Origin of the sequence: Bacteroides sp. D22, assembly GCF_000163675.1 — a bacterium.
In the GTDB taxonomy this organism is placed as follows: Bacteria; Bacteroidota; Bacteroidia; order Bacteroidales; family Bacteroidaceae; genus Bacteroides; species Bacteroides xylanisolvens.
Genome location: NZ_GG774804.1, coordinates 197,101 through 218,654 on the forward strand (window position 1 = coordinate 197,101; position 21,554 = coordinate 218,654).

General features: G+C 41.7%; 15 protein-coding genes. 8 read left to right on the forward strand and 7 right to left on the reverse strand.

Annotated elements, in window-relative coordinates; translation table 11 throughout:
* Positions 1-40: 40 nt before the first annotated feature.
* Both HMPREF0106_RS13755 and HMPREF0106_RS13750 read right to left on the reverse strand, forming a co-directional pair.
* Positions 41-736 carry an LrgB family protein gene (locus HMPREF0106_RS13755; protein ID WP_004305057.1) on the reverse strand — a complete coding sequence of 232 codons (696 nt, stop codon included), beginning with the start codon at positions 734-736 and terminating at the stop codon, positions 41-43.
* A complete protein-coding gene (locus tag HMPREF0106_RS13750) occupies positions 733-1,176 on the reverse strand; it encodes a CidA/LrgA family protein (RefSeq protein ID WP_008645890.1) in 444 nt (147 codons plus the stop codon). Before HMPREF0106_RS13750 ends, HMPREF0106_RS13755 begins: the two co-directional genes overlap by 4 nt.
* Positions 1,177-1,373: 197 nt before the next feature.
* Here HMPREF0106_RS13750 and pta point away from each other — a divergent pair, with 197 nt between their 5' ends.
* From pta to HMPREF0106_RS13710, 8 genes are all read left to right on the forward strand, one after another.
* Positions 1,374-2,393 carry a phosphate acetyltransferase gene (gene pta, locus HMPREF0106_RS13745; RefSeq protein ID WP_009039813.1) on the forward strand — a complete coding sequence of 340 codons (1,020 nt, stop codon included), beginning with the start codon at positions 1,374-1,376 and terminating at the stop codon, positions 2,391-2,393.
* 40 nt (positions 2,394-2,433) lie between these two features.
* Positions 2,434-3,633 (forward strand): acetate kinase, encoded by a 1,200-nt coding sequence (locus HMPREF0106_RS13740; protein WP_004314424.1) that lies wholly within the window; start codon positions 2,434-2,436, stop codon positions 3,631-3,633.
* Positions 3,634-3,837: 204 nt separating this feature from the next.
* Positions 3,838-4,773, forward strand: a complete 936-nt coding sequence (locus HMPREF0106_RS13735) for a tyrosine-type recombinase/integrase (protein WP_004314426.1) — start codon at positions 3,838-3,840, stop codon at positions 4,771-4,773.
* A 374-nt stretch (positions 4,774-5,147) separates the two neighbouring features.
* Entirely contained in the window at positions 5,148-7,844 is a 2,697-nt protein-coding gene (locus tag HMPREF0106_RS13730; RefSeq protein WP_009039814.1) for a PL29 family lyase N-terminal domain-containing protein, read from the forward strand.
* A 497-nt stretch (positions 7,845-8,341) separates the two neighbouring features.
* Complete coding sequence (locus HMPREF0106_RS13725; RefSeq protein ID WP_009039815.1) at positions 8,342-9,331, forward strand: glycosyltransferase; 990 nt, start codon at positions 8,342-8,344, stop codon at positions 9,329-9,331.
* A gap of 250 nt (positions 9,332-9,581) precedes the next feature.
* A complete protein-coding gene (gene radC, locus HMPREF0106_RS13720; RefSeq protein WP_009039816.1) occupies positions 9,582-10,277 on the forward strand; it encodes a RadC family protein in 696 nt (231 codons plus the stop codon).
* Between the two features lie 181 nt (positions 10,278-10,458).
* Complete coding sequence (locus HMPREF0106_RS13715; protein ID WP_004314431.1) at positions 10,459-10,770, forward strand: iron-sulfur cluster assembly protein; 312 nt, start codon at positions 10,459-10,461, stop codon at positions 10,768-10,770.
* A 52-nt stretch (positions 10,771-10,822) separates the two neighbouring features.
* Positions 10,823-11,587 (forward strand): UDP-2,3-diacylglucosamine diphosphatase, encoded by a 765-nt coding sequence (locus tag HMPREF0106_RS13710; protein WP_004314435.1) that lies wholly within the window; start codon positions 10,823-10,825, stop codon positions 11,585-11,587.
* A 283-nt stretch (positions 11,588-11,870) separates the two neighbouring features.
* Here the strand turns inward: HMPREF0106_RS13710 and HMPREF0106_RS13705 are convergent, their stop codons facing one another.
* Genes HMPREF0106_RS13705 through HMPREF0106_RS13685 form a run of 5 tightly spaced genes read right to left on the reverse strand, consistent with a single transcriptional unit; the run spans position 11,871 to position 21,487 of the window.
* Complete coding sequence (locus HMPREF0106_RS13705; protein WP_009039817.1) at positions 11,871-14,252, reverse strand: alpha-amylase family glycosyl hydrolase; 2,382 nt, start codon at positions 14,250-14,252, stop codon at positions 11,871-11,873.
* 17 nt (positions 14,253-14,269) lie between these two features.
* Entirely contained in the window at positions 14,270-15,634 is a 1,365-nt protein-coding gene (locus HMPREF0106_RS13700; protein WP_225450259.1) for a DUF5115 domain-containing protein, read from the reverse strand.
* 23 nt (positions 15,635-15,657) lie between these two features.
* Positions 15,658-16,806 (reverse strand): SusE domain-containing protein, encoded by a 1,149-nt coding sequence (locus tag HMPREF0106_RS13695; protein ID WP_009039819.1) that lies wholly within the window; start codon positions 16,804-16,806, stop codon positions 15,658-15,660.
* Between the two features lie 38 nt (positions 16,807-16,844).
* On the reverse strand, positions 16,845-18,443 hold the full coding sequence (locus HMPREF0106_RS13690; protein ID WP_009039820.1) for a RagB/SusD family nutrient uptake outer membrane protein: 1,599 nt from the start codon (positions 18,441-18,443) through the stop codon (positions 16,845-16,847).
* A gap of 20 nt (positions 18,444-18,463) precedes the next feature.
* A complete protein-coding gene (locus HMPREF0106_RS13685; RefSeq protein WP_004312984.1) occupies positions 18,464-21,487 on the reverse strand; it encodes a SusC/RagA family TonB-linked outer membrane protein in 3,024 nt (1,007 codons plus the stop codon).
* Positions 21,488-21,554: the final 67 nt, after the last annotated feature.

The window sequence follows — 21,554 nt, forward strand, 5'->3', positions numbered from 1 at the left end:
TTTAACTCTTTATATAACAGAAAATCAAGAGATTTTGTTTTTACAAGACACCTAATAATCGAAGGATCGTAGGTGTGAGCAGTGCAGTGAAGATTCCATTCAGTGTCAGTCCCAGACTGGCGTATGCCCCATATTTGCTGCTGATATCCATTGCGGTGGAAGTTCCGACAGCATGAGCGGCTGTCCCCATCGAAAGCCCTTGGGCGATCGGACTGCCTACACGCATGATTTTCATGGTCTTAAAACCACAGATTGCTCCTAATAAACCAACTGCCACAACAACTGCCGCCGTCAGTGACGGAATACCGCCAATGGCTTTGGTTACTTCCATCGCAATCGGAGTCGTAACCGATTTGGGAGCCAAAGACAGGATTACTTCTTGGGAAGCTCCCATGAATTTCGCAATCAGCACTACTGAAATAACTCCGACAATGCAGCCTGCCAGTTGAGACAGAAGGATAGGCAATAACTGCTTTTTTATCATCTCCAATTGAAGATATAAAGGTACGCCTAAAGCAACAACAGCCGGGCGGAGCCAGAACTCGATCAGATGTCCTCCTTTATTATAGGTCTCGTATGAGATATTTGTCATTTTAAGGAAGATGATTAATAGGGCGATGGTCAGCAATATAGGATTTAATAATACCAGTCCTGTTTTCTTCTGAAGCAATTTGGCAAAGAAGAAAATCCCGAAGGTGATAGCCAGCAGGAAGAAATTATTCTCTAAGAAACTCATTTGTCTTTATTCGTTAAGTTGATTTTATCTTTAAAGTGCAGTTTCTCCGACAGATGGAAATCCGTCAGATGAAGTTTGCGCGCCAGCTTAATCTGACGTGCCAGCCTGAACTTGCGGACGATTTGATGTACCCATCCCGTAACGACAAGTACAAGCGCGGTGCTGACAATGGTCGCTGTTACTATCGGCCAGAACTCTGCCGCAATAACATCAAAGTATAGCATAAGAGCCACACCGGGCGGAACGAAAAAGAATCCTAAGTTGGCAACCAGAAAGTCGGACAATCCCTGTACCCAGTGTAGTTTAATCCAACCTAATTTTAAAAAGAGGGTGAGCAGCAGCATACCGATGATGCTGGAGGGGAGCTTGATACCCGTAAGATAAACTATTAATTCACCCAAAGCCAAACAGCCAAATAAAATGGCGCACTGACGTATCATATACTAATAACCTATTGATTTTGTTTGAAAACACTGCAAAGGTATGAAAAATAGGAGTACAGTGTTAAATATTATAATATTTTAGACTTGGGAGAGAAAAATAGCCGAAATTGTAATGTGGATATTGCAAAATTGAGTACTTTTGCACCGCAAATTACAAATTGTAAGGACGTTTTATAATAATATTCAATATATCTATGCTCAATTTAATCAACCAAATCGTGGCGCGTGCGAAAGCAAATCGCCAACGTATTGTTCTTCCGGAAGGAACTGAAGAACGCACATTGAAAGCTGCCAATATGATTTTGACAGACGAAGTCGCTGATCTAATTTTACTGGGTAAACCGGCAGAAATTAATGAACTTGCTGCAAAATGGGGATTGGGAAACATCGGTAAAGCTACTATCATTGATCCTGAAACTTCTCCGAAACACGAAGAATATGCGCAGTTGTTGTGTGAACTTCGTAAAAAGAAGGGGATGACTATCGAAGAAGCCCGCAAGTTAACGAATGATCCTTTATTCTTTGGTTGTTTAATGATGAAGAATGGTGACGCTGACGGTCAGTTGGCTGGTGCCCGCAACACTACTGGTAATGTATTGCGTCCTGCTTTGCAGATTATCAAGACTGCTCCGGGAATCACTTGCGTATCTGGTGCTATGTTGCTCTTGACTCATGCTCCCGAATATGGAAAGAATGGAATTTTGGTCATGGGTGATGTGGCCGTAACCCCGGTTCCTGATGCTAATCAATTGGCGCAGATTGCAGTTTGTACAGCGCAGACTGCCAAGGCGGTTGCCGGTATCGAAAATCCGAAAGTAGCTATGTTGAGTTTCTCTACCAAAGGCTCTGCTAAACATGAAGTGGTAGACAAAGTAGTAGAAGCAACTAAAATAGCTAAGGAAATGGCTCCGACTCTTGATTTGGACGGTGAACTGCAGGCAGATGCGGCTCTTGTTCCTGAAGTAGGTGCAAGCAAAGCTCCGGGTTCGGAGGTAGCCGGACAAGCAAATGTACTGATTGTTCCGAGCCTGGAAGTAGGTAACATTTCTTATAAGCTAGTTCAACGTTTGGGACATGCTGATGCTATCGGCCCGATCCTTCAGGGTATCGCTTGTCCGGTAAACGACTTGTCTCGTGGTTGTTCTATTGAAGATGTATATCGTATGATTGCTATCACGGCTAACCAGGCTATTGCTGCAAAGGCAAATAAATAAGTATTAGATATAAAGTAGTAAGTATTAAATTGACAACGAAATGAAAATTCTGGTATTGAACTGCGGAAGTTCATCTATTAAATATAAATTGTTCGATATGACCAGCAAAGAAGTGATTGCGCAAGGTGGTATCGAAAAAATCGGTCTGAAAGGATCTTTCTTGAAACTGACTTTGCCGAATGGTGAAAAGAAAATTCTGGAAAAAGATATTCCTGAACATACAGTAGGAGTAGAGTTTATCCTGAATACGTTGATTCACCCCGAATATGGCGCTATCAAATCTTTGGATGAAATCAATGCCGTAGGTCACCGTATGGTACACGGAGGCGAGCGTTTCAGCGAATCTGTATTGTTGAATAAGGAGGTATTAGAAGCCTTTACAGCTTGCAATGATCTGGCTCCGTTGCACAATCCTGCTAACTTGAAAGGTGTGAATGCAGTTTCTGCTATTCTTCCTAACATTCCGCAGGTAGGTGTATTCGATACGGCTTTTCATCAGACCATGCCGGATTATGCTTACATGTATGCTATTCCTTATGAATTGTATGAAAAGTATGGTGTGCGTCGTTATGGCTTCCACGGAACATCTCATCGTTACGTGTCCAAACGTGTATGCGAATTCTTGGGTGTAAATCCGGTAGGAAAGAAAATCATCACTTGTCATATTGGTAATGGTGGTTCTATTGCCGCTATCAAAGATGGTAAATGTATAGATACTACTATGGGCTTGACTCCATTGGAAGGCTTGATGATGGGTACTCGCAGCGGTGACATTGATGCCGGTGCAGTGACGTTTATCATGGAAAAAGAAGGCTTGAATACTACGGGTGTTTCCAACCTGTTGAACAAGAAGAGCGGTGTACTCGGTATTTCAGGTGTATCAAGCGATATGCGTGAACTTTTGGCTGCTTGTGCGGCTGGCAATGAGAAAGCTATCCTTGCAGAGAAGATGTATTATTATCGTATCAAGAAATACATCGGTGCTTATGCTGCTGCATTGGGCGGTGTAGATATCATTCTGTTTACAGGTGGTGTAGGTGAAAATCAGATGGAATGTCGCCGTGAAGTTTGTAAGGATATGGAATTCATGGGTATCGAGCTTGACAACGATGTGAATGCTAAAGTTCGTGGTGAGGAAGCAATTATTTCTACTCCTGCTTCTAAAGTGAAAGTAGTAGTGATTCCGACAGATGAAGAACTGTTGATTGCGTCTGATACAATGGATATTCTGAAGAAGTAATAACTGAACTGATTTATATTGTACGGGGATGTGCCAAGATTGGGACATCCCCGTCTTTTTTTGTATTAGTTTTACCTCATGGTTCCTTTCATTTACTTCCAAGAAACAACATTGTTATTATTATTGTTATTTGTAGCTAACAGGTTTGCTTGTTCTTAAAAATACCTGTATGTTTATTGTGTAATTAAATTAAGTAATAGTAACATGTTAAAAGTAGTAGCATTTATGAGGCAAGTGGCTAATGGGCTACAAATGGGGGGAAACTTTGGGACGGCTCACGTATATCGTAGTAGTCTCAATGCCATTATTGTTTATTGTGGGAAAGGAGATTTCACTTTTGATAAAGTAACTCCGGGATGGTTGAAAGGCTTCGAGATACATCTTCGTAGCCGTGGTTGTAGTTGGAATACAGTTTCAACTTATTTGCGCACATTTCGTGCAGTCTATAATCGTGCGGTCGATCTTCGAAAAGCACCTTATGTGCCGAATTTGTTCCATTCGGTTTATACCGGTACTCGCGCTGACCGTAAGCGAGCTTTATGTGAGGAAGACATAAAAAAGGTATTTGCAAAATTACATTCATCGGTTGCAACTCCGGCTTTGCGATGTACACAAGAGCTATTTACTCTGATGTTTTTACTTCGTGGTTTACCTTTTGTCGATCTCGCATATTTGCGTAAGAGTGATTTGCATGATAATGTGATTACTTATCGTAGGCGTAAGACGGGGCGTACATTGTCGGTGACATTGACTCCGGAGGCAATGCTTTTGGTGAAGAAGTACATGAATTGTGACCCTTCTTCTCCATACCTTTTCTCATTGTTGAAAAGTCGTGAAGGAACAAAAGAAGCATATCGAGAGTATCAGTTAGCATTGCGCACATTTAATCGGCAATTAATGTTGTTGGGTGAATTGTTGGGACTGGGGGATAAATTGAGTTCATACACCGCCCGCCATACATGGGCCACAACAGCGTATTATTGTGAAATTCATCCGGGCATTATTTCCGAAGCGATGGGGCATTCGTCCATTACAGTGACGGAGACTTATCTGAAACCTTTTCAGAATAAGAAAATAGATGAAGCAAACAAGCGGGTTATTGATTTTATCCGATATTCAGTTCGAAATGCAATTTGCTGAATATAAGTCTGTTACTTCGTAGGTAACGGGAATAAATACCGGTGCAAATATGAGCATATTTCTTAAAACAACCAAACGAAATCACACATTTTTTTCTAATAAAGCATTCAAAAGAAGAACATAAACAGATAAAACACGTAGATTCTTTGTATTAGGGCATGTCAACCTCTAAATTTTGCATAAGATTTCTCTCCCCTCTACCTCTTTCATGAAGTAGGGGTTAAAATGTTTCATTGTATATTATATCATTTTCTAGTATTGACTACTCAAGAAGAGCAGGAACAAAGGTTTGCCGTTACCTACGAAGTAACGGGTATGCTATTATTGAAACTTAGTGTTTAATAATATATTATTAATGTAATTTTTAAGTAGTTATGAAGAAAAAGTTTGTAAAAGTGATGCTCTTCGGGGCGCTGGCGCTTTCTACTATCAGCTACGTAGGATGCAAAGACTACGATGATGATATAGATGGTTTGCAACAGCAGGTCGACGCCAATAAGAGTAAAATTGAAGAGGTGGATGCTGCAATGAAAGCCGGTAAATTTATTGTCAGTTATACTCCTGTAGCAAATGGTTATGAGTTGTCTCTTTCTGACGGTTCTAAATTGACTATCACCAATGGTAAAGATGGAGAGAACGGACAGCCGGGACTAAATGGTGAAACGGTCATTCCTAAATTTAAAGTATCAAGTGACAACTATTGGCAGGTAAGTACTGATGATGGCAAAACCTATGAGTATGTTTTAGATGCAGATGGAAATAAGGTTAATGCTACTGGGAAGAAGGGAGAACAAGGTGAACCTGGTAAGCCTGGCGAACCAGGGCAGGATGCATCAGCTAACGTGTCCATTAATAAAGATGGGTATATCGTTATCGGTGATGTGGTAACAAGCTTGAAAACTGATACTAAAGTTCCTTCTATCGTTATAAATGAAGTGGATGGTTTGTATGTCATCACTCTTGACGGTAAAGAATATAAAATGTTGGCAGAAGGTTCTGCTTATAATGGTTTGCAAAGCATTATTTACAGAAGACAAGCTGCTGATGATCGGGAGGATTTTGTAAGATCAATTGGTTTGATGTCGTCCAATGATCCTGAAGCGGAATTATTGGCAACCAGTGCTTCAGTTGCTACTTTCAAAGTATGGCCTACTACACTAGATCTGGGTAAAGCTGTATTTGCATTTACCGATACATACAAAACCAGAGCACTTGTTCCTGCACTGAAATATGTAGAAGGTAGTGCAAAATGGGTGGATAACCGACAAGGTATCTTGAGTGTAAATATGATTTCCGAAAACATTGAAGTTGATAAACCTTACGCTTCTTCTTTGGATGTAACAATTAACGGTTATACAACAGCCTCTGATTATTTCAACTTCAAAGCTGAAAAATGGACTCCGGCTGATTTGAGTTTTGTGCATACAAAAGATGCAGTTGAAGTTCCTACTGATGTTTTGGCTGATGCAACTACCGAATCCGATTTTTCATCTTATGTTGAATATACGTTTGTTTATAACAAATCTTATAATTTGAATGATTCTGTAGCATTGGGACATGATGTGGAAGAGGATTTCATTTCAATGGCTGATTTAGGATTTAGTGGTATCACTGTTGAATTCAAACAAACAGCTGATAAGGCAAAAGGTATCTTTGAAATTAAAGACGGTGTTATTACAGCTAAATCTAGTGAGCAAGCTTCTGCTATCAATGAATTATGCTATGTGACAGCAACTTATAAGAATGAAAAAGGTACGGAAATCATTTCTTATGACTTTGCAGTGAAAGCTGTTCGCGAGCAGCAAGTGGCTCCGGCATTGGTTGATATTGATGTAGAAACGAAAGATGCAGCTGCAGCTGATAAGTTAGCTAAATTGCAGTATAGCACAAGTGAACAAACTATTGACTTGAATGTTCGTGCATTCTTGAATTCACTGGGTGGACGTGACTATATGTCTGACAATGAAAACGTAACTCCTGTTAAATATGGTTTGTATTACCTGACTAATGAAGATGGTAAAACTTATGCTAACAAGGTTGATGCATATATTGAATTCACACCGGGTACAAGCACAGATTTGGATAATCTTAAATTGATATTCCCTGCCGGAACTGTTATCAATGGAGATCAGCAATTGTATTCATTCGAAACATGGCCAGGTGGTGGAAACTCAAAATATGAAATTACAAATTCTGAAGAATATGCATGGCGTAAATCCACAACAACTCATCGTGTTAACGGTTCTAACAAACAGTATACTTTGAAATTGAAGGATCTTGTTAAGTGCGAACGTAAAGTAATCATCAAGCAAAATAGTGCATTTGTTGTGAATGGTAAGACAACTATTACCGGTGCATGGACTGAAGCTGATAAGTCATTCAGTATGACGGCTGATTTGACAGTTCTTTATGCTGCATATAATACAGATAACAGTACTTCTAGTGAAGTTATTGAATATTATCTGGCTCCGCAAGTAAAACAGTCTGATGCTGTTAAAGCTGTTTATAGTCAGATAAGCATTGCTGGTAATGTTATTACTGTAACTCCGGATGTAGATGTGAAGACTTTAGGTGCTATCAAGATCGGAGCTAAAATACAAGGAACTGATATTGAAGCTACTATTCTTGATATAAATGGAAAAGAAGTGACTTATTGTGAACCTGTATTGCGTTCTCCGCTTGATGTCTTGTCTTACAAGTCTTCTATTGATTGGAATATAGATGGTGATCAGAATAAGACTATCAATGTAGGAACGAAAGCAGAAATCAAGATGTCTGACAAAGATATCAATGTAACCAAGAAGAATGTAGTTATTGAAAATGGAGTAGCAAAAGCTCCTTGGGCTGCAGCTTATGGCATTGATGCTGCTGGCGCCATTACTTATGCAATTGATGGATATAGTGCTACTGTAAATGAAGGTACCTATACTATTAATCCGTCAACAGGTGTGATTACATGTAACAATACAGCGATTGTTCAGTCATTGGACATCTATGTGAAAGTAACTGTAAATCATAACTGGGGTACAGAAACTATTAATAAGATCACTGTGAAAGCTTCTTTGAAATAGTCCTATTTTAAATAAGAAAGAAAGGGTAACTCTTTTCCTTTGTGTAGAGTTACCCTTTTATTGATAATATAATTGTCCGATATGGTGGTATCGGATATTATTTGTCGAATTATTCATCTTTGTGAAAAGATGAATATGTTATTTCCCACTAAGGATTTTTGACATCCTTAATTTATTAGATGAAAAAAGGTAAAGACTGCACTTGTGAAAGACCAGTCTAATAATAAACCTTTATTTCGAAGGGCGTTCCAATTTTCCCTTATTTCCCAGGAACGCCCTTTTTTATTCTGTAAGATTTATCAAAACTAATATAGTTGGAGAAACTCAATCTCTTTTTATAATGATTCTAACGGAGAATAGAAAACTTTTTGAGGGAATCTTGATAAAAAGTAGATAGGAAATATAGTTAGTTCTTTTGTTTTTCTGGAGATTTGGGAGTAGTTTCCCCTTTTTTGTCTTAATTTGCATCTCAAATTCATTCTTAAAACGAATTTACTATGCGTTACTCCGTCATAATCCCCGTTTATAATCGTCCCGATGAAGTGGATGAATTATTGCAAAGTCTTACCATGCAACACTTTAAAGATTTCGAAGTCGTTGTTGTAGAAGATGGTTCCTTCATTCCCTGTAAAGAAGTAGTAGAACGGTATGCAGACCGGTTGAATATAAAATACTTCTCTAAACCTAACTCCGGTCCGGGACAGACCCGCAATTACGGGGCAGAACGTAGCGAAGGAGAATACCTTATTATATTAGATTCTGATGTCATTCTTCCCGAAGGATACTTCGATGCGGTAGAGAAGGAACTTCTCGCTTCTCCTGCCGATGCTTTCGGCGGTCCCGACCGTGCGCACGATTCTTTCACGGATATCCAAAAGGCGATAAACTATTCCATGACTTCTTTCTTTACGACCGGAGGGATCCGTGGCGGAAAAAAGAAGATGGACAAATTCTATCCCCGCAGTTTTAATATGGGAGTTCGCCGGGCAGTGTATGAGGCTTTAGGCGGATTCTCAAAGATGCGTTTTGGAGAGGATATTGACTTTAGTATCCGTATCTTTAAGAACGGCTATACTTGCCGGCTTTTTCCGGATGCCTGGGTGTATCACAAACGCCGCACTGATTTGAAGAAGTTCTTCAAGCAAGTGCATAACTCCGGCATTGCCCGTATTAATCTTTATAAGAAATACCCGGACTCTCTGAAACTGGTGCATTTACTTCCTGCTGTATTTACGCTGGGAGTGGCACTCTTATTATTAGGAACCCCATTCTGTCTTTTCAGTTTTACGCCGATCATTCTTTATGCATTGCTGGTATGCATGGATTCTACTATTCAGAATAAGAGTCTGACTATTGGCATATATTCCATAGCCGCTGCATTTATACAACTTATCGGCTATGGTACAGGCTTTTGGCGTGCATGGTGGCAGCGTTGTGTCAGAGGAAAAGATGAGTTTGAGGCTTTCCAAAAGAATTTTTATAAGTAACCTACTTTTAATTTGTTTACTACCATTCCTATTTTTACTTAAAAGGAATGTTGCATGACACCCGGGTCTCAATACGTCTGACACCCGGGTCTCATGCTACTCAACACCCGGGTGTCAGGTATGCTGAGACCCGGGTGTCGTACAACTTGTCTCTGCATAGAAAAAAGAAGAAGCCTGCAACCAATTTTTTCTCCATTGCCTCTATCATTAAATTAAATAAGCCTACCTTTACACCTTCAAAACGTAGCAAATGGAAAGTAAACACAAACTATCTATCAACCAATGGGCACCGGAGGACCGTCCACGGGAAAAAATGATGGAAAAGGGAGCAGCAGCATTGAGTGATGCCGAACTACTCGCTATATTAATCGGCTCCGGAAATACGGAAGAAAGCGCTGTTGAACTGATGCGGCGCCTGCTCCTGTCTTGTGATAACAATCTCAATTCTCTGGCAAAATGGGAAGTCTGCGATTATTCCCGTTTTAAAGGTATGGGACCGGCGAAGAGTATTACAGTGATGGCTGCATTGGAACTTGGAAAGCGTCGGAAACTGCAAAACACAAAAGAAAGGCCTCAAATCACCTGTTCAAAAGATATTTATGATATCTTTCAACCTTTGATGTGCGACCTCGAACAAGAAGAATTCTGGGTTCTTTTATTGAATCAGGCAACGAAACTGATTGATAAGGTGCGTATCAGTACCGGTGGAATAGATGGAACATACACCGATGTACGCACCATCCTTCGGGAAGCATTGCTGCAAAGAGCCACCCAAATAGCTGTGGTCCATAATCATCCTTCAGGGAATATCCGTCCTAGTCAGCCTGACAAAACACTGACAGAACATATTCGTAAAGCGGCAGATACAATGAATATCCACCTGATAGATCATGTCGTCGTTTGCGAAGACGGGTTCTTTAGCTTTGCGGATGAAGGATTGCTTTAATTTCCTCTACATCTTTATTCCCTGTTTGCAACAATTTACCATCTGGGTACGTTTTTCATATTAGTGAAGATGGAGAATAGATGTAATATTCTTTAGGTACACGATGCTCATTCCGTACCTAATTTTTTATGTTTCATTTTTTATCTCTATCTTTGCGATACATAACAAAATGAGAAGACGTATGGAAAAGATTGAAATAGAAGAAAAGATTGTAGCCATGCTAAAAACGGTGTACGATCCGGAAATTCCGGTGAATGTATACGATCTTGGACTGATTTATAAGATAGATGTCTCCGATACTGGAGAAGTGGTACTTGATATGACATTGACAGCCCCTAACTGTCCGGCTGCTGATTTTATCATGGAAGATATTCGTCAGAAAGTGGAATCGGTGGAGGGTGTGACTGCGGCTACCATTAATCTGGTGTTTGAACCGGAATGGGACAAAGATATGATGAGTGAGGAAGCGAAACTCGAACTCGGTTTTCTCTAGTTACGAGTGATAACCTCATAATCAATCTCTTATAACTAACAACTCAAAACTCATGAAGAACGTTTATTTCCTTTCCGATGCGCATCTTGGGTCCCGTGCTATTGAGCATGGACGCACGCAGGAACGGCGTTTGGTGAACTTCCTTGATAGTATAAAGCACAAGGCTTCTGCTGTTTATCTGTTGGGAGATATGTTTGATTTCTGGTATGAATTCCGGCTGGTCGTCCCCAAAGGATATACCCGTTTCTTGGGAAAAATCTCCGAACTGACGGATATGGGAGTGGAAGTGCATTTCTTTATTGGCAACCATGATATATGGTGTGGGGATTATCTCACCAAAGAATGTGGTGTCATTATGCACCGTGAACCGCTGACTACCGAAATATACGGAAAAGAGTTCTATCTTGCTCATGGTGACGGGCTGGGCGACCCGGACAAGAAGTTCAAACTGCTTCGTTCCATGTTTCACAGCAAAACATTACAAACATTGTTTTCCGCTATTCATCCCCGATGGAGCGTGGAACTTGGTTTATCATGGGCGAAACGCAGCAGGCAGAAACGGACTGACGGAAAGGAACCGGATTATATGGGGGAAAATCAGGAGCATCTGGTACTATATACAAAAGAGTATTTGAAAAGTCATCCCAATATAAACTTCTTTATTTACGGACATCGCCACATTGAACTTGATTTGATGCTAAGTGTCACTTCACGTGTGCTGATACTTGGAGACTGGATTAATTTCTTTTCTTATGCCGTATTCGACGGCGAGAACCTTTTTCTTGAAGAATATATAGAAGGAGAGACGCAGGTTTGAGGCGGATAGTTTCATCCCGGTTTGAAACAAAAAGTTTCCCGGTGTGAAACGAATGGTTTCTCGGTGTGAAACACTTCGTTTCTCGGTGAGAAACAAACAGTTTCAAGGCATGAAACAACTAGCTCGCTTAAAAGGATTGAAAAAGAGCTCATGCTTGAAGAGAAAAATCTCTACCGATAAGAAATAATTAAAGCAATAAATCCCTGCTCCAACATTGTGGAACAGGGATTTATTACATTATTATGGGTTGTTTTCTATGATAACTCTGATTACAACCGTTCAATCAATTGTTTACTGGAAAGTTGGTGTATAACTTGAAGCTATTAGCAGGTATAACAACAGGCTGTTCAGAACTGTTAGTCACATTCAATGTTTCACCATTCAATTCATACCAATCTCCCGTGTTACCAAAGTACACACCTGTATTAATCTGTTCATTCTTGAAATTGCCTACTACAACCAGTTTCTTTGTAGTGGATTCCAATCTTAGATAACGACCTTTATCCCAATCGGAAACACTTACTTTCCAGTCTTTGAATGCGTTGTCGCTGAATAAGTCCGGATTATCATTGCGTAATTTCAGCAAAGTGCTATAAGTGTCGTATAATCCTTTCCGATATTGGTCAGTAAGATAATCCCATTTCACAGGCTTGGCATCAGTATTCTTTTCAGTTCCCATTGTTCCATCGTACTTATACATTATGGAATAATCATATCCTAGTTCGCCAAACTGCCAAATCATTTTCGGTCCTGGAACGGTCAGGAAGAAGGCTGCATTTGTTCCCAGTTGTTTCATGCGGATATCAAGACCTGCATTTTGAAGATTGCCAAAAGCAGTTTGCTTGTATGCAACTCTTTCTTCATCATGGCTTTCCATGAAATTAACCCATCCTTCGGCAGGCATTCCGCTATTTCGCATGTATGAAAAATCAGAATTGCTTGATTCTCCCATTCCGGATTGGCAATAGCTTTCATTCATATTATGCCATAGTTTCATCCCTGCTTTAGCCAATTCTGACTCTTCATCCAAATTGCAGAAGTGTTCGAGAATCATCACTGCATTAGGATTGGTCGTATTCACTGTTTTATAGTAATCTTTCAAGATAACAATACGGGAGTCATCTTTGTTGCTTGCCGTTGATTCATTGCTCTTGTTTTGAGTAAATCCTTTGGTTAAGTCAAAACGGAAACCGTCAAACTTATACTCTTCCAACAAGAACTTCAAGTTACGTTTTACAAATTCACGTACAAGCGGCGATTCGTGATTGAAGTCATGGAATACGCTGAATGGATGCGGAGCATCGACATTGAACCACGGATTATTCTTGGCTGTCTTGCTTTCTTTCGAATTCCAATAAAGTTTAGCAAATGGATGACTGCCAGTAGCATGGTTGTAGACTACATCCAGTAATACTGCAATGCCTTGTTTATGACATTCATCAATGAATTGCTTATATTCCTCTTTCGTTCCATATGCTTTGTCCATTGCAAAATAATAACATGGATTGTATCCCCAGCTATTATTCCCGTCGAATTCTTGTATAGGCATCAGTTCAATCGCATTCACTCCCAGACTCTTGATGTAGTCCAAATGTTTAGTAGCCTCTTTGATTGTACCCGTAGCAAGTTCGGAACCTACTTGTGTGAAGTCACGGAATAGTAACTCATAGATTACCATATTGTCAGGATTATCAATCTTGAAGTCGGATACTTGCCAATTGTAGGATGCCGGTTTTGTTTGGAATACGGAGACAATGCCTGTTGTCTTTCCATTCGGATACTGTATGGCACTAGCCGGATAAACTCCTTGTTCTACAAGATATTTATCGTTCGAGCCATCCAGCACTTTTTCACAATAGGGGTCGCCAATACGAACATTGCCGTCTTTTTCACTACCCATGTAATATTGGAAACCATACTCTTTGGCGGGGTCGATGCCTGTAACGGTGTACCACCAGAAGTGTTTGTCGTTATCACGCTTCATCTGATATTCAGTACTAAGTTCCCAATCATTGAAGTCGCCAATGAGACAAGCATAATCCTTGTAATTGTTATCCGTATCCAAATCGTATAGTGCGAAAGTCACAGATGTTCCGTCAGCCGATGGATGGATACCCGCTTCTTCTACCGGGCAGGCAGCTATCTCTACCGGAGCCGGTGTGAAAGTCTTGTCTCCTGTTACTGTGATAAAAAAGTCGCTGGTTTTCTTTTCGTCAGTCAACGCTTCATCATTGCGGAAGAGGATGCAGACATTTTGAATGTTTGCTGCATTTTCCGCGCCAAACCATTCGCGTACTGTCGGGGCAAGTGTAAAGCACCAAATATTATCCGCCACTTTCTCTGCCTTGTATTTATCTTCATTTACACCCCATTCCGTAGGAACATACATCCAGTCATTGATACCGATGTGAACATATACATCACCTTCATAGCCGTACAAGTCGTCACCGGCTGCTGCTTTATACCAGATTTTACCTTGCTTGTCGCCCTTGAATTTAGTGGGGTAATTATTGATTCCTTCTACCAATTCTTCGATAGACGGCTCGTGATCCAGTTCGGGGATTTCCGGACCGGTGATTAACATCTCATGGTTTTCGTCGGAACATGCTACTATCGTGAATAGACAGAGCAGCATCCAGAATATATGTTTTATATCTTTTTTCATAATGTATTTTCCATTTATTATTCTTTAATGAGGACTAGTCTACCGTTCAGATAGAATTTGATGGTATAGTTACCGGTTGCGTCCATTGAAATATTATCTCCAGTAAAAGGACTGGGTGTATCTAATGTTCCCCCGAAACTAACACCGGAATCCCAACTGGAATTGACGCGGAGTTTAAATTCACCCACAGTCATTTCAGTCTTTGCAGTCCAGCATTTTTCTGTTGCATCATAAGTTAATTCTTTGCCGTTTTCCCATCCTCCTGTGGCTGTACCTATAATATCCATAGATGTTATTTCTGTTGCAGAGGCATACTTGTCGTCCAAATTGACTACAATGTAATAAATACCCTGTGGTAAAGATAAGTTTCCACCATCATTTGTCATACCTTCTTTCGAGGTAAAATAGTCATATCCATAATCAAGTCCGCCATTCGAACCATCCGGCCAATAGGGCTGTGCGGTAAACTTAAAGCCACCGTTCAATTCCGACATTCCCCAATAAGCATTGTTTCCTTCTGGCTTATATAAAGTCGGTGCTTGTGAAGGCTTCCATTCCTGATGATTTCCTGGTATCCATAAATGAGGTGCATCCATTGTTTTCTCAATCTTGTAAGTGCCTTCCATCATGTTGATGGAGATTCTAACTGATTTATAATCGCCACCGGATATTTTGATAGGATTTGCTGTTTCTGATAAAATGAGATTGCCTTCTGGAGCATCGTTGTCTGCATCAACCGCGCCAAGTGATTTGCCTGAGTTGGATTTAATCAGGAAATAGGCATCTTTTGCACCGGTGTTATCTGTAACCAGAGCAGGAACTGTTGTTGTAAAGACTGAATTGGTATAAGGATCACCACTTGTATTAACAAATGCTACATTCTGTTCCCAAGTCAGAGAGCCATTAATATAATAAGCGCTTTCAATAACCGGTGCTTCCGGAGTAACTTTCAACTCATAGCTTTCAGCCGGTGCCGCATATACTGTCTTTCCGACAGCCACGTATGACGTTAATACTGCATTCATGGTACGTTCTACCGGACGGATACCATATATTTGCGCCACTGCATTCTGCAAATCTTCCGTTGCTACGTATCCTTTGTCGTCTACAATTAAAGTCACTTTATTATCTAACTTCATTTTATAGGATAAAGTGGCTTCTTCTTCAACGGCAGGAGCTGTAAATACGGCAACCGCTACGGATTCTTCCTCGACATTTCCAATATTAATCGGGGCTACACCTGTAGCTGTAAAAGTTATTTTGCCGGCAGCTTCTTCCTGTCCGTAAGACTGTGGGGAAGCTACCCCTTCATTAAAATCTTCGTTGCAGGCTGTTAGTGCGGCAGCCAGTAACACGGTTATATATATTGATAATTTTTTCATATCTATCTGCATTTAAGATTAATCTATTTTGCTTTGAAGTAATAGCACTCGTCCAGTTCGTTGAACAGTACAGTATAATCACCCGGTTTGCAACTGATGGTAGCTCCATCAACAAATGAGCCGAATGGGAATACCTCTCCACCCCAAGTCTTGTCGCCGGAAGTAAATTTGGCTTTGCAGCTTGCCGCGATTGTTATGTCGGCATACCATACATGTGAATGCTCCATGGTAACTTTGGTCATGTTTACAGATTCCGAACCATAAATCAATGTGACGGCATCATATTCTGTCGGTTGAGTTTCAAAAGTAGTAGCTTTCATTGTCAGTTTATTTTCAAGCGTATTGAGATGAAGTGTGTACCAGCCGGCCGCATTCACTTTAATATTTTGAGAGTTCTTGTCATTTACCAAATTGGTGAATCCTTCGCTGTCAGCATTTCCCCATTGGTCGTCCCATGCACCGGGAGTAGCCACTACCTTAAATCCTTTATCTGCTGGGATATATCCTGTGTAGGTAAATTCTCCTTTACCAGTATTGGCATCATACGCATATCCTTTTACCAGTGACATCGGGAAATAAGCGGTACCTGCTGCCATTGTCGGATTTCCCCAGGGAACTTCACCGATGAAATCGCCCAGTAAATAATAAGTGGCAGGAACGGCATCAGATATATCCATATAATAAGGTATAACTTTCAATTCAATCGAATTGGAATGTATAGGATACCCTTTATCTCCGATATGTGCGTACAAACGTACAAATACACTCATCGGTTCGCCGTCATAATCATTCTCCGATGTCCAGCCGGCAAGTTTTACGATTGCCTTATTCAATTCCTGTGTGTTGGCATCCACTTTGGCTGATGTAGATATGGAAGGTAGTGTCAGATAAGAGGCGTTTGCCGTTTCCGTTTCATCAGTCCATTTGTCTGTTAAATCCGCTTGCATGGTGTAAGTCACTACGGCAGGGTAGCCATAGTCCGGTTGCATACAAGTCAACTCGATATTCTTGGATTGATTTAGGTCATAGACGTTGTACGTTGCATTGGCAGGGGTGTTCAATACAAAAGTAGTAGGTTCCTGTATGGTAGGATTTGAGTCCCTGTCATCCTCGCAGGCGGTCAGCAGGGCTGTCGCTACTAGTATGGACGTCAATATATTTATTTTTTTCATATTACTCTGTTTATTTAAAAGTATAACTTCGGTCTGATTTAATACTCGGGATTCTGATCCAGATTTGTATTCGCATTGATATCATTGGCAGGAATAGGATAAATGTTGCGGAACTCTTTTATTTCAGTACCTTGTTTTTCTCCACCTTTCCAATCCCAGTTATAGTCGGTGTGTCCGCCGAAATCGCCGAAACGAATCAAGTCAATGCGGCGGCGACCTTCAAACCAGAACTCACGTGCCCATTCGTCACGGATGTCCGTCAATGTATATGAATCAGATTCGGCGGCGTTCGCACGCTTACGGATTTCATGCATAGCGTCTATGGTCTCCTGAGTAGAAACACCATTGTTGGCACGGATGCTGGCTTCTGCTACAATCAGATAAGCTTCTGCCATACGAAGAAGAGGTATATCCATATCAGGATTATCCGTATCGCTTGTCAGTCCGTTGTCTGCACGGATGTTCGAGAATTTGGCACATGCGAATCCGTCCGTAAAGCTCATATTGTCTCCTGTCGACGTACTTCTCTGCACTCCGCACATCAAGGCACGGTCATCTTTTGCTGCCACTACCATCTGGTCTTCCAATACGGAAGGAGCATCATTTACGTTCGGGAAGAATTTGGCTACCATTGCCTGACGACAATGCGGGCCGCCCCATCCTTGCTTACTTCCCCAGGGATTCATGCCTGTGTCACTTTTGTGCGTACCTGCAATCAAGAACAGCGAACCACCCCAACTCTTGGTTCTCACACCATCCTGCAAAATGGGAAGTATCACTTCCTGTCTTGCCTTGTTGACATTGCTGCCATCATTATCTGCCATGAACAGGTGTTTGTAGACGGGAGCCAGTTTATAGCCGGAACCAATCACTTTTTGGGCATATTCCTTGGCTTTTCCCCATTGAGGCGTGTCGGTATAGACTTCTGCGTTGAGATACATACGTGCCAGCAATAACCAGGCGGCAACACGGTCTACACGGCCGTAAGTCGTTTGAAGCGGCTGTGCCAGTGTGGCGGTAGCGTCGTCACCGATTTCTTTCAACTCTTCTTCAATCTTCGCGAAAAGATCCGCACGTTGTATTTGCTGAGGCTTCTCTGTCGATACTTTATCGCAATAAGGCGGATTGCCGAACATATCCATCAGGTAATAGTTATTCAAAGCACGGATAAAACGTACTTCTGCACGTTGGCGTGTCGTTTCATCATCTGTCAGTCCTTCCGTTTGTTCCAGGAAGTAGTTGCACAATGTGATGTCAAATGTCAGACGGTAATAGAGTCCTGTCACGATTTCATTGGAAGAACTCCAACTGCAATCGGCAATAGTAGCGACACCGGCATCGTTCCATGAATTGACAATCGCTTCATCTGTCATCAATTGGTTGGCACACCAAGTCATACGGTAGAAAGAGGAAGTACCTTCGTCGATGTCGTCCAAGTCACCGCTTCCGTCGGGGCCTTTCTGACCTGTCAGTCCGAGGGTTCCATATATCTTGTTAAAAACGCTTGCCTGGTCGAATGTCATCACTATATTCGGGTCGATAGGAGTCGCATCCAGGTCACCGATACATGAAGTCACGCTGACTGCCAGTAATAGTGAAGCAGCCGATAGGATTGATTTTATATATCTGAATTTCATAATTGGTATTTTTAGTAGGTTTAGAAATTAAGGCTTAAACCGATTAATGTAGTCAGAGGACGCGGATAAATATTGTTATCCAATCCCTTTTCTACTTCAGGGTCAAGTCCTTTGTATTTGGTGATAGTGAATACGTTCTGTACGGCTGCATATACGCGTCCGCCAATCGGAGCGCCGAACAGCTTTTTGAACGAGTATCCCAAAGTGATGTTGTCACATTTCATGAAGGAAGCATTCTGTACGAAGTAATCGGATAATAAGGTGTTGTCTTTCAGGTTCTGGATATTATTTGCCACTCCCATCAACGGACGGTTGTTGAGTGCGCCGAATGAATAGACAGAGGTTGGGTTGCAGTCGGAACCACCTGCTTCGACAGAGTTGTACACATAGTTGTTCAGGCTGGCGCGCAGTGAGAAACTGAAATCCCATGACTTGTATGAAAGACGGGAAGTAAGTCCCATAAGTACGTCGGCTGTCGGCTTTTTGTAGAAGTAGCGGTCGTCGCCGTTAATCGTTCCGTCTCCGTTGCGGTCTACAAATTCGTTCTCGATAGGCTTTCCATTCTCGTCATACACTTGCTGGTAAACATAGAAGGAAGAAGCCGGATGCCCTACGGCATGCGCCATTGCTTTCATATCACGTCCGCCACCGATATTGTCTCCGGCAGCAACATAATAATTTTCGCTATCTCCGGTAGTTAATTTGGTGATTTCGTTTTTGTTGTAAGTGATATTGAAGCCAAGGTCCCATGTCCAGTCGGTAGTTACAACCGGTTTTGAATTAATAGAGAATTCGATACCTGAATTTTCTAATGAACCGACGTTGGACAATACCTTGTTTTTGAAGTTCGTTCCGGCAGAAACGAATACGCTGTTCAGCAAATCGGTGGTCTTGCGATAGTAATAATCCACAGCACCGTTGATGCGGTTGTTCAGGAATCCGAAGTCCAAACCTACATTATAAGTGGTCGTCTTTTCCCATTTCAAGTCCGGGTTGTATGCATTCGGGCGGTAAGTGGTTCCTTCTCCCAGGATAGGATAGTAAGCCCCGTCTTTGTTTGTCTCATAAACAGCCAGATACGGATAGTCGCCCGAATTGATATTCTGCTGACCGGTAATACCATAGCCAAGACGAAGTTTTAAATCAGAAAGTACATCAACGTCTTTCAGGAAAGCTTCTTCTTTCAACTTCCATCCCAAGGCAAAAGACGGGAACAATCCCCAACGGTTGTTTTTGTGGAAACGGGAAGAACCATCCTGGCGTACGGTTGCCGTAAACAGGTAACGGTCCAACAGTGTGTAATTGACACGACCGAAGAAAGATACCAGATAACTTTCCGTAGCCGAACCACTTGAGGTATTGTTGTAACGCTGACCTCTGTTCTCTACCACGTTGTTCGACAGCGGATAGAGTCCCCAATATTCCTGGTCGGACGTATCATGGAAGTGCTGCCATTCATAGCCTGCCATTACATCGAAACGATGTTTGTCGGTAAAATCTTTGCTGTATTGCAGGTAGGCATTCAAAGAGAGGTTGTACTTGTCTTTCTGTTCCCAGCCATAGCTGCCATAATAGTTGTTGGTCGAAGAATAGGGAGAGACATCCGTATATTGCTTACCCGTAGAGAGGTCCATACCACCGTTCACGTGTGCGTGCAAGTCCGGCAAGAAATGAAACTTATAATCCAGTTCCAGATTACCGATTAAAGATTTGGAGATGGCACGGTCGTCCTTTTCTTCCAACAAGGCAACCGGATTACCCGGAGCATTGCTGTTGAAAGTACGTTTCCATGTGTCGTCATTCAAAGAAGAAGCGTCCGTATTCCATTGGAAATATCCGTCGAAATAATATTGATGGTAAGGATCGTCGGAGCGGACGGACTGTGTAGGGTCAAAGCTGACCGCAGAACCTACCGCACTACCGTCAGCGTAGCGGTTCTTGGCAATCATACCTTTCAGGTTGGCATTTACTTTCAGATGGTCTTCAAAGAAAGAAGGAGCCAAGCTGACAGAAGCCGTATAACGTTCGAACTTGGATGTTTTCACAATACCGTTCTGGTTGGTATAACCGAACGATACACGGTAAGGCATATTCTTCAATCCACCGGAAATGGTGAGGTTATGGTCTGTACTTACGGCTGGGCGGAATATTTCTTTCTGCCAGTCGGTGTTGGCATTTCCTAATTTGCTATAAGCTTCGCTGTCTTCTCCCCAAATGTCTTTGATGAAAGAACGGAACTGGTCTCCGTCCATTACGTCGACGGTAGATTTTACAGTGCTGACAGATACATTGCCGTCATAAGAAATGGTAGGACGTGCGCCTGCCTGACCTTTCTTCGTTGTAATGATGATAACGCCATTAGAAGCACGCGAACCGTAGATGGCGGTAGCCGAAGCATCTTTTAATACGGTAAAGCTTTCAATATCATTCGGATTGACCATAGACAGAGGATTGGCCAAACCTTTCACTCCCTTATTATCCATTGCCAGACCGTCGATTACAATCAGCGGGTCGTTTTCTGCAGTCAGTGAAGAACCGCCACGAATACGAATCGTTGCGCCCTCGCCCGGAGCTCCGCCTTTGCTGATAACGCTTACACCGGCAATCTTACCAGTCATCATATCCTGTGCGTTGGTAATCAAACCTTTGTTTAGTTTGTCCGGTTTGATGGCCGTAACCGAACCGGTCATATCGTTCTTTTTCACCGAGCCGTAGCCGATAACGACTACTGCGTCCAGTACTTGAGAATCATCTTCCAATGTAACCATTACAGTAGAAGCCGCTTTCACTTCTGCTGATTTATAGCCGACGAATGAAACGGAAAGAATGGCATCTTTCGGTACATTCAACATAAAGTTACCATCGAAATCAGTTATTGTTCCATTGGTTGTACCTTTCACCAGTACGTTAGCACCGATGACAGGCTCACCCGTTGTGTCTTTCACATGCCCCTTGACAGCTATTTGCTGAGCAAATGCTCCAATGGAAAGGAAGAGTCCCACCAATAATGTGAGCAGGGCTTTTAGTCTTAAGCTCTTTTTCATGTCTCTAATTTAAAGTTATTTTATCAAAATCAAATATATCTCTCTAAAAAATACCTACTGAAAACTA

Coding starts and splice junctions, on each gene's coding strand:
- HMPREF0106_RS13755 (WP_004305057.1), bottom strand. CDS start 736: ATGAGTTTCTTAGAGAATAATTTCTTCCTGCTGGCTATCACCTTCGGG.
- HMPREF0106_RS13750 (WP_008645890.1), bottom strand. CDS start 1,176: ATGATACGTCAGTGCGCCATTTTATTTGGCTGTTTGGCTTTGGGTGAA.
- pta (WP_009039813.1), top strand. CDS start 1,374: ATGCTCAATTTAATCAACCAAATCGTGGCGCGTGCGAAAGCAAATCGC.
- HMPREF0106_RS13740 (WP_004314424.1), top strand. CDS start 2,434: ATGAAAATTCTGGTATTGAACTGCGGAAGTTCATCTATTAAATATAAA.
- HMPREF0106_RS13735 (WP_004314426.1), top strand. CDS start 3,838: ATGTTAAAAGTAGTAGCATTTATGAGGCAAGTGGCTAATGGGCTACAA.
- HMPREF0106_RS13730 (WP_009039814.1), top strand. CDS start 5,148: ATGAAGAAAAAGTTTGTAAAAGTGATGCTCTTCGGGGCGCTGGCGCTT.
- HMPREF0106_RS13725 (WP_009039815.1), top strand. CDS start 8,342: ATGCGTTACTCCGTCATAATCCCCGTTTATAATCGTCCCGATGAAGTG.
- radC (WP_009039816.1), top strand. CDS start 9,582: ATGGAAAGTAAACACAAACTATCTATCAACCAATGGGCACCGGAGGAC.
- HMPREF0106_RS13715 (WP_004314431.1), top strand. CDS start 10,459: ATGGAAAAGATTGAAATAGAAGAAAAGATTGTAGCCATGCTAAAAACG.
- HMPREF0106_RS13710 (WP_004314435.1), top strand. CDS start 10,823: ATGAAGAACGTTTATTTCCTTTCCGATGCGCATCTTGGGTCCCGTGCT.
- HMPREF0106_RS13705 (WP_009039817.1), bottom strand. CDS start 14,252: ATGAAAAAAGATATAAAACATATATTCTGGATGCTGCTCTGTCTATTC.
- HMPREF0106_RS13700 (WP_225450259.1), bottom strand. CDS start 15,634: ATGAAAAAATTATCAATATATATAACCGTGTTACTGGCTGCCGCACTA.
- HMPREF0106_RS13695 (WP_009039819.1), bottom strand. CDS start 16,806: ATGAAAAAAATAAATATATTGACGTCCATACTAGTAGCGACAGCCCTG.
- HMPREF0106_RS13690 (WP_009039820.1), bottom strand. CDS start 18,443: ATGAAATTCAGATATATAAAATCAATCCTATCGGCTGCTTCACTATTA.
- HMPREF0106_RS13685 (WP_004312984.1), bottom strand. CDS start 21,487: ATGAAAAAGAGCTTAAGACTAAAAGCCCTGCTCACATTATTGGTGGGA.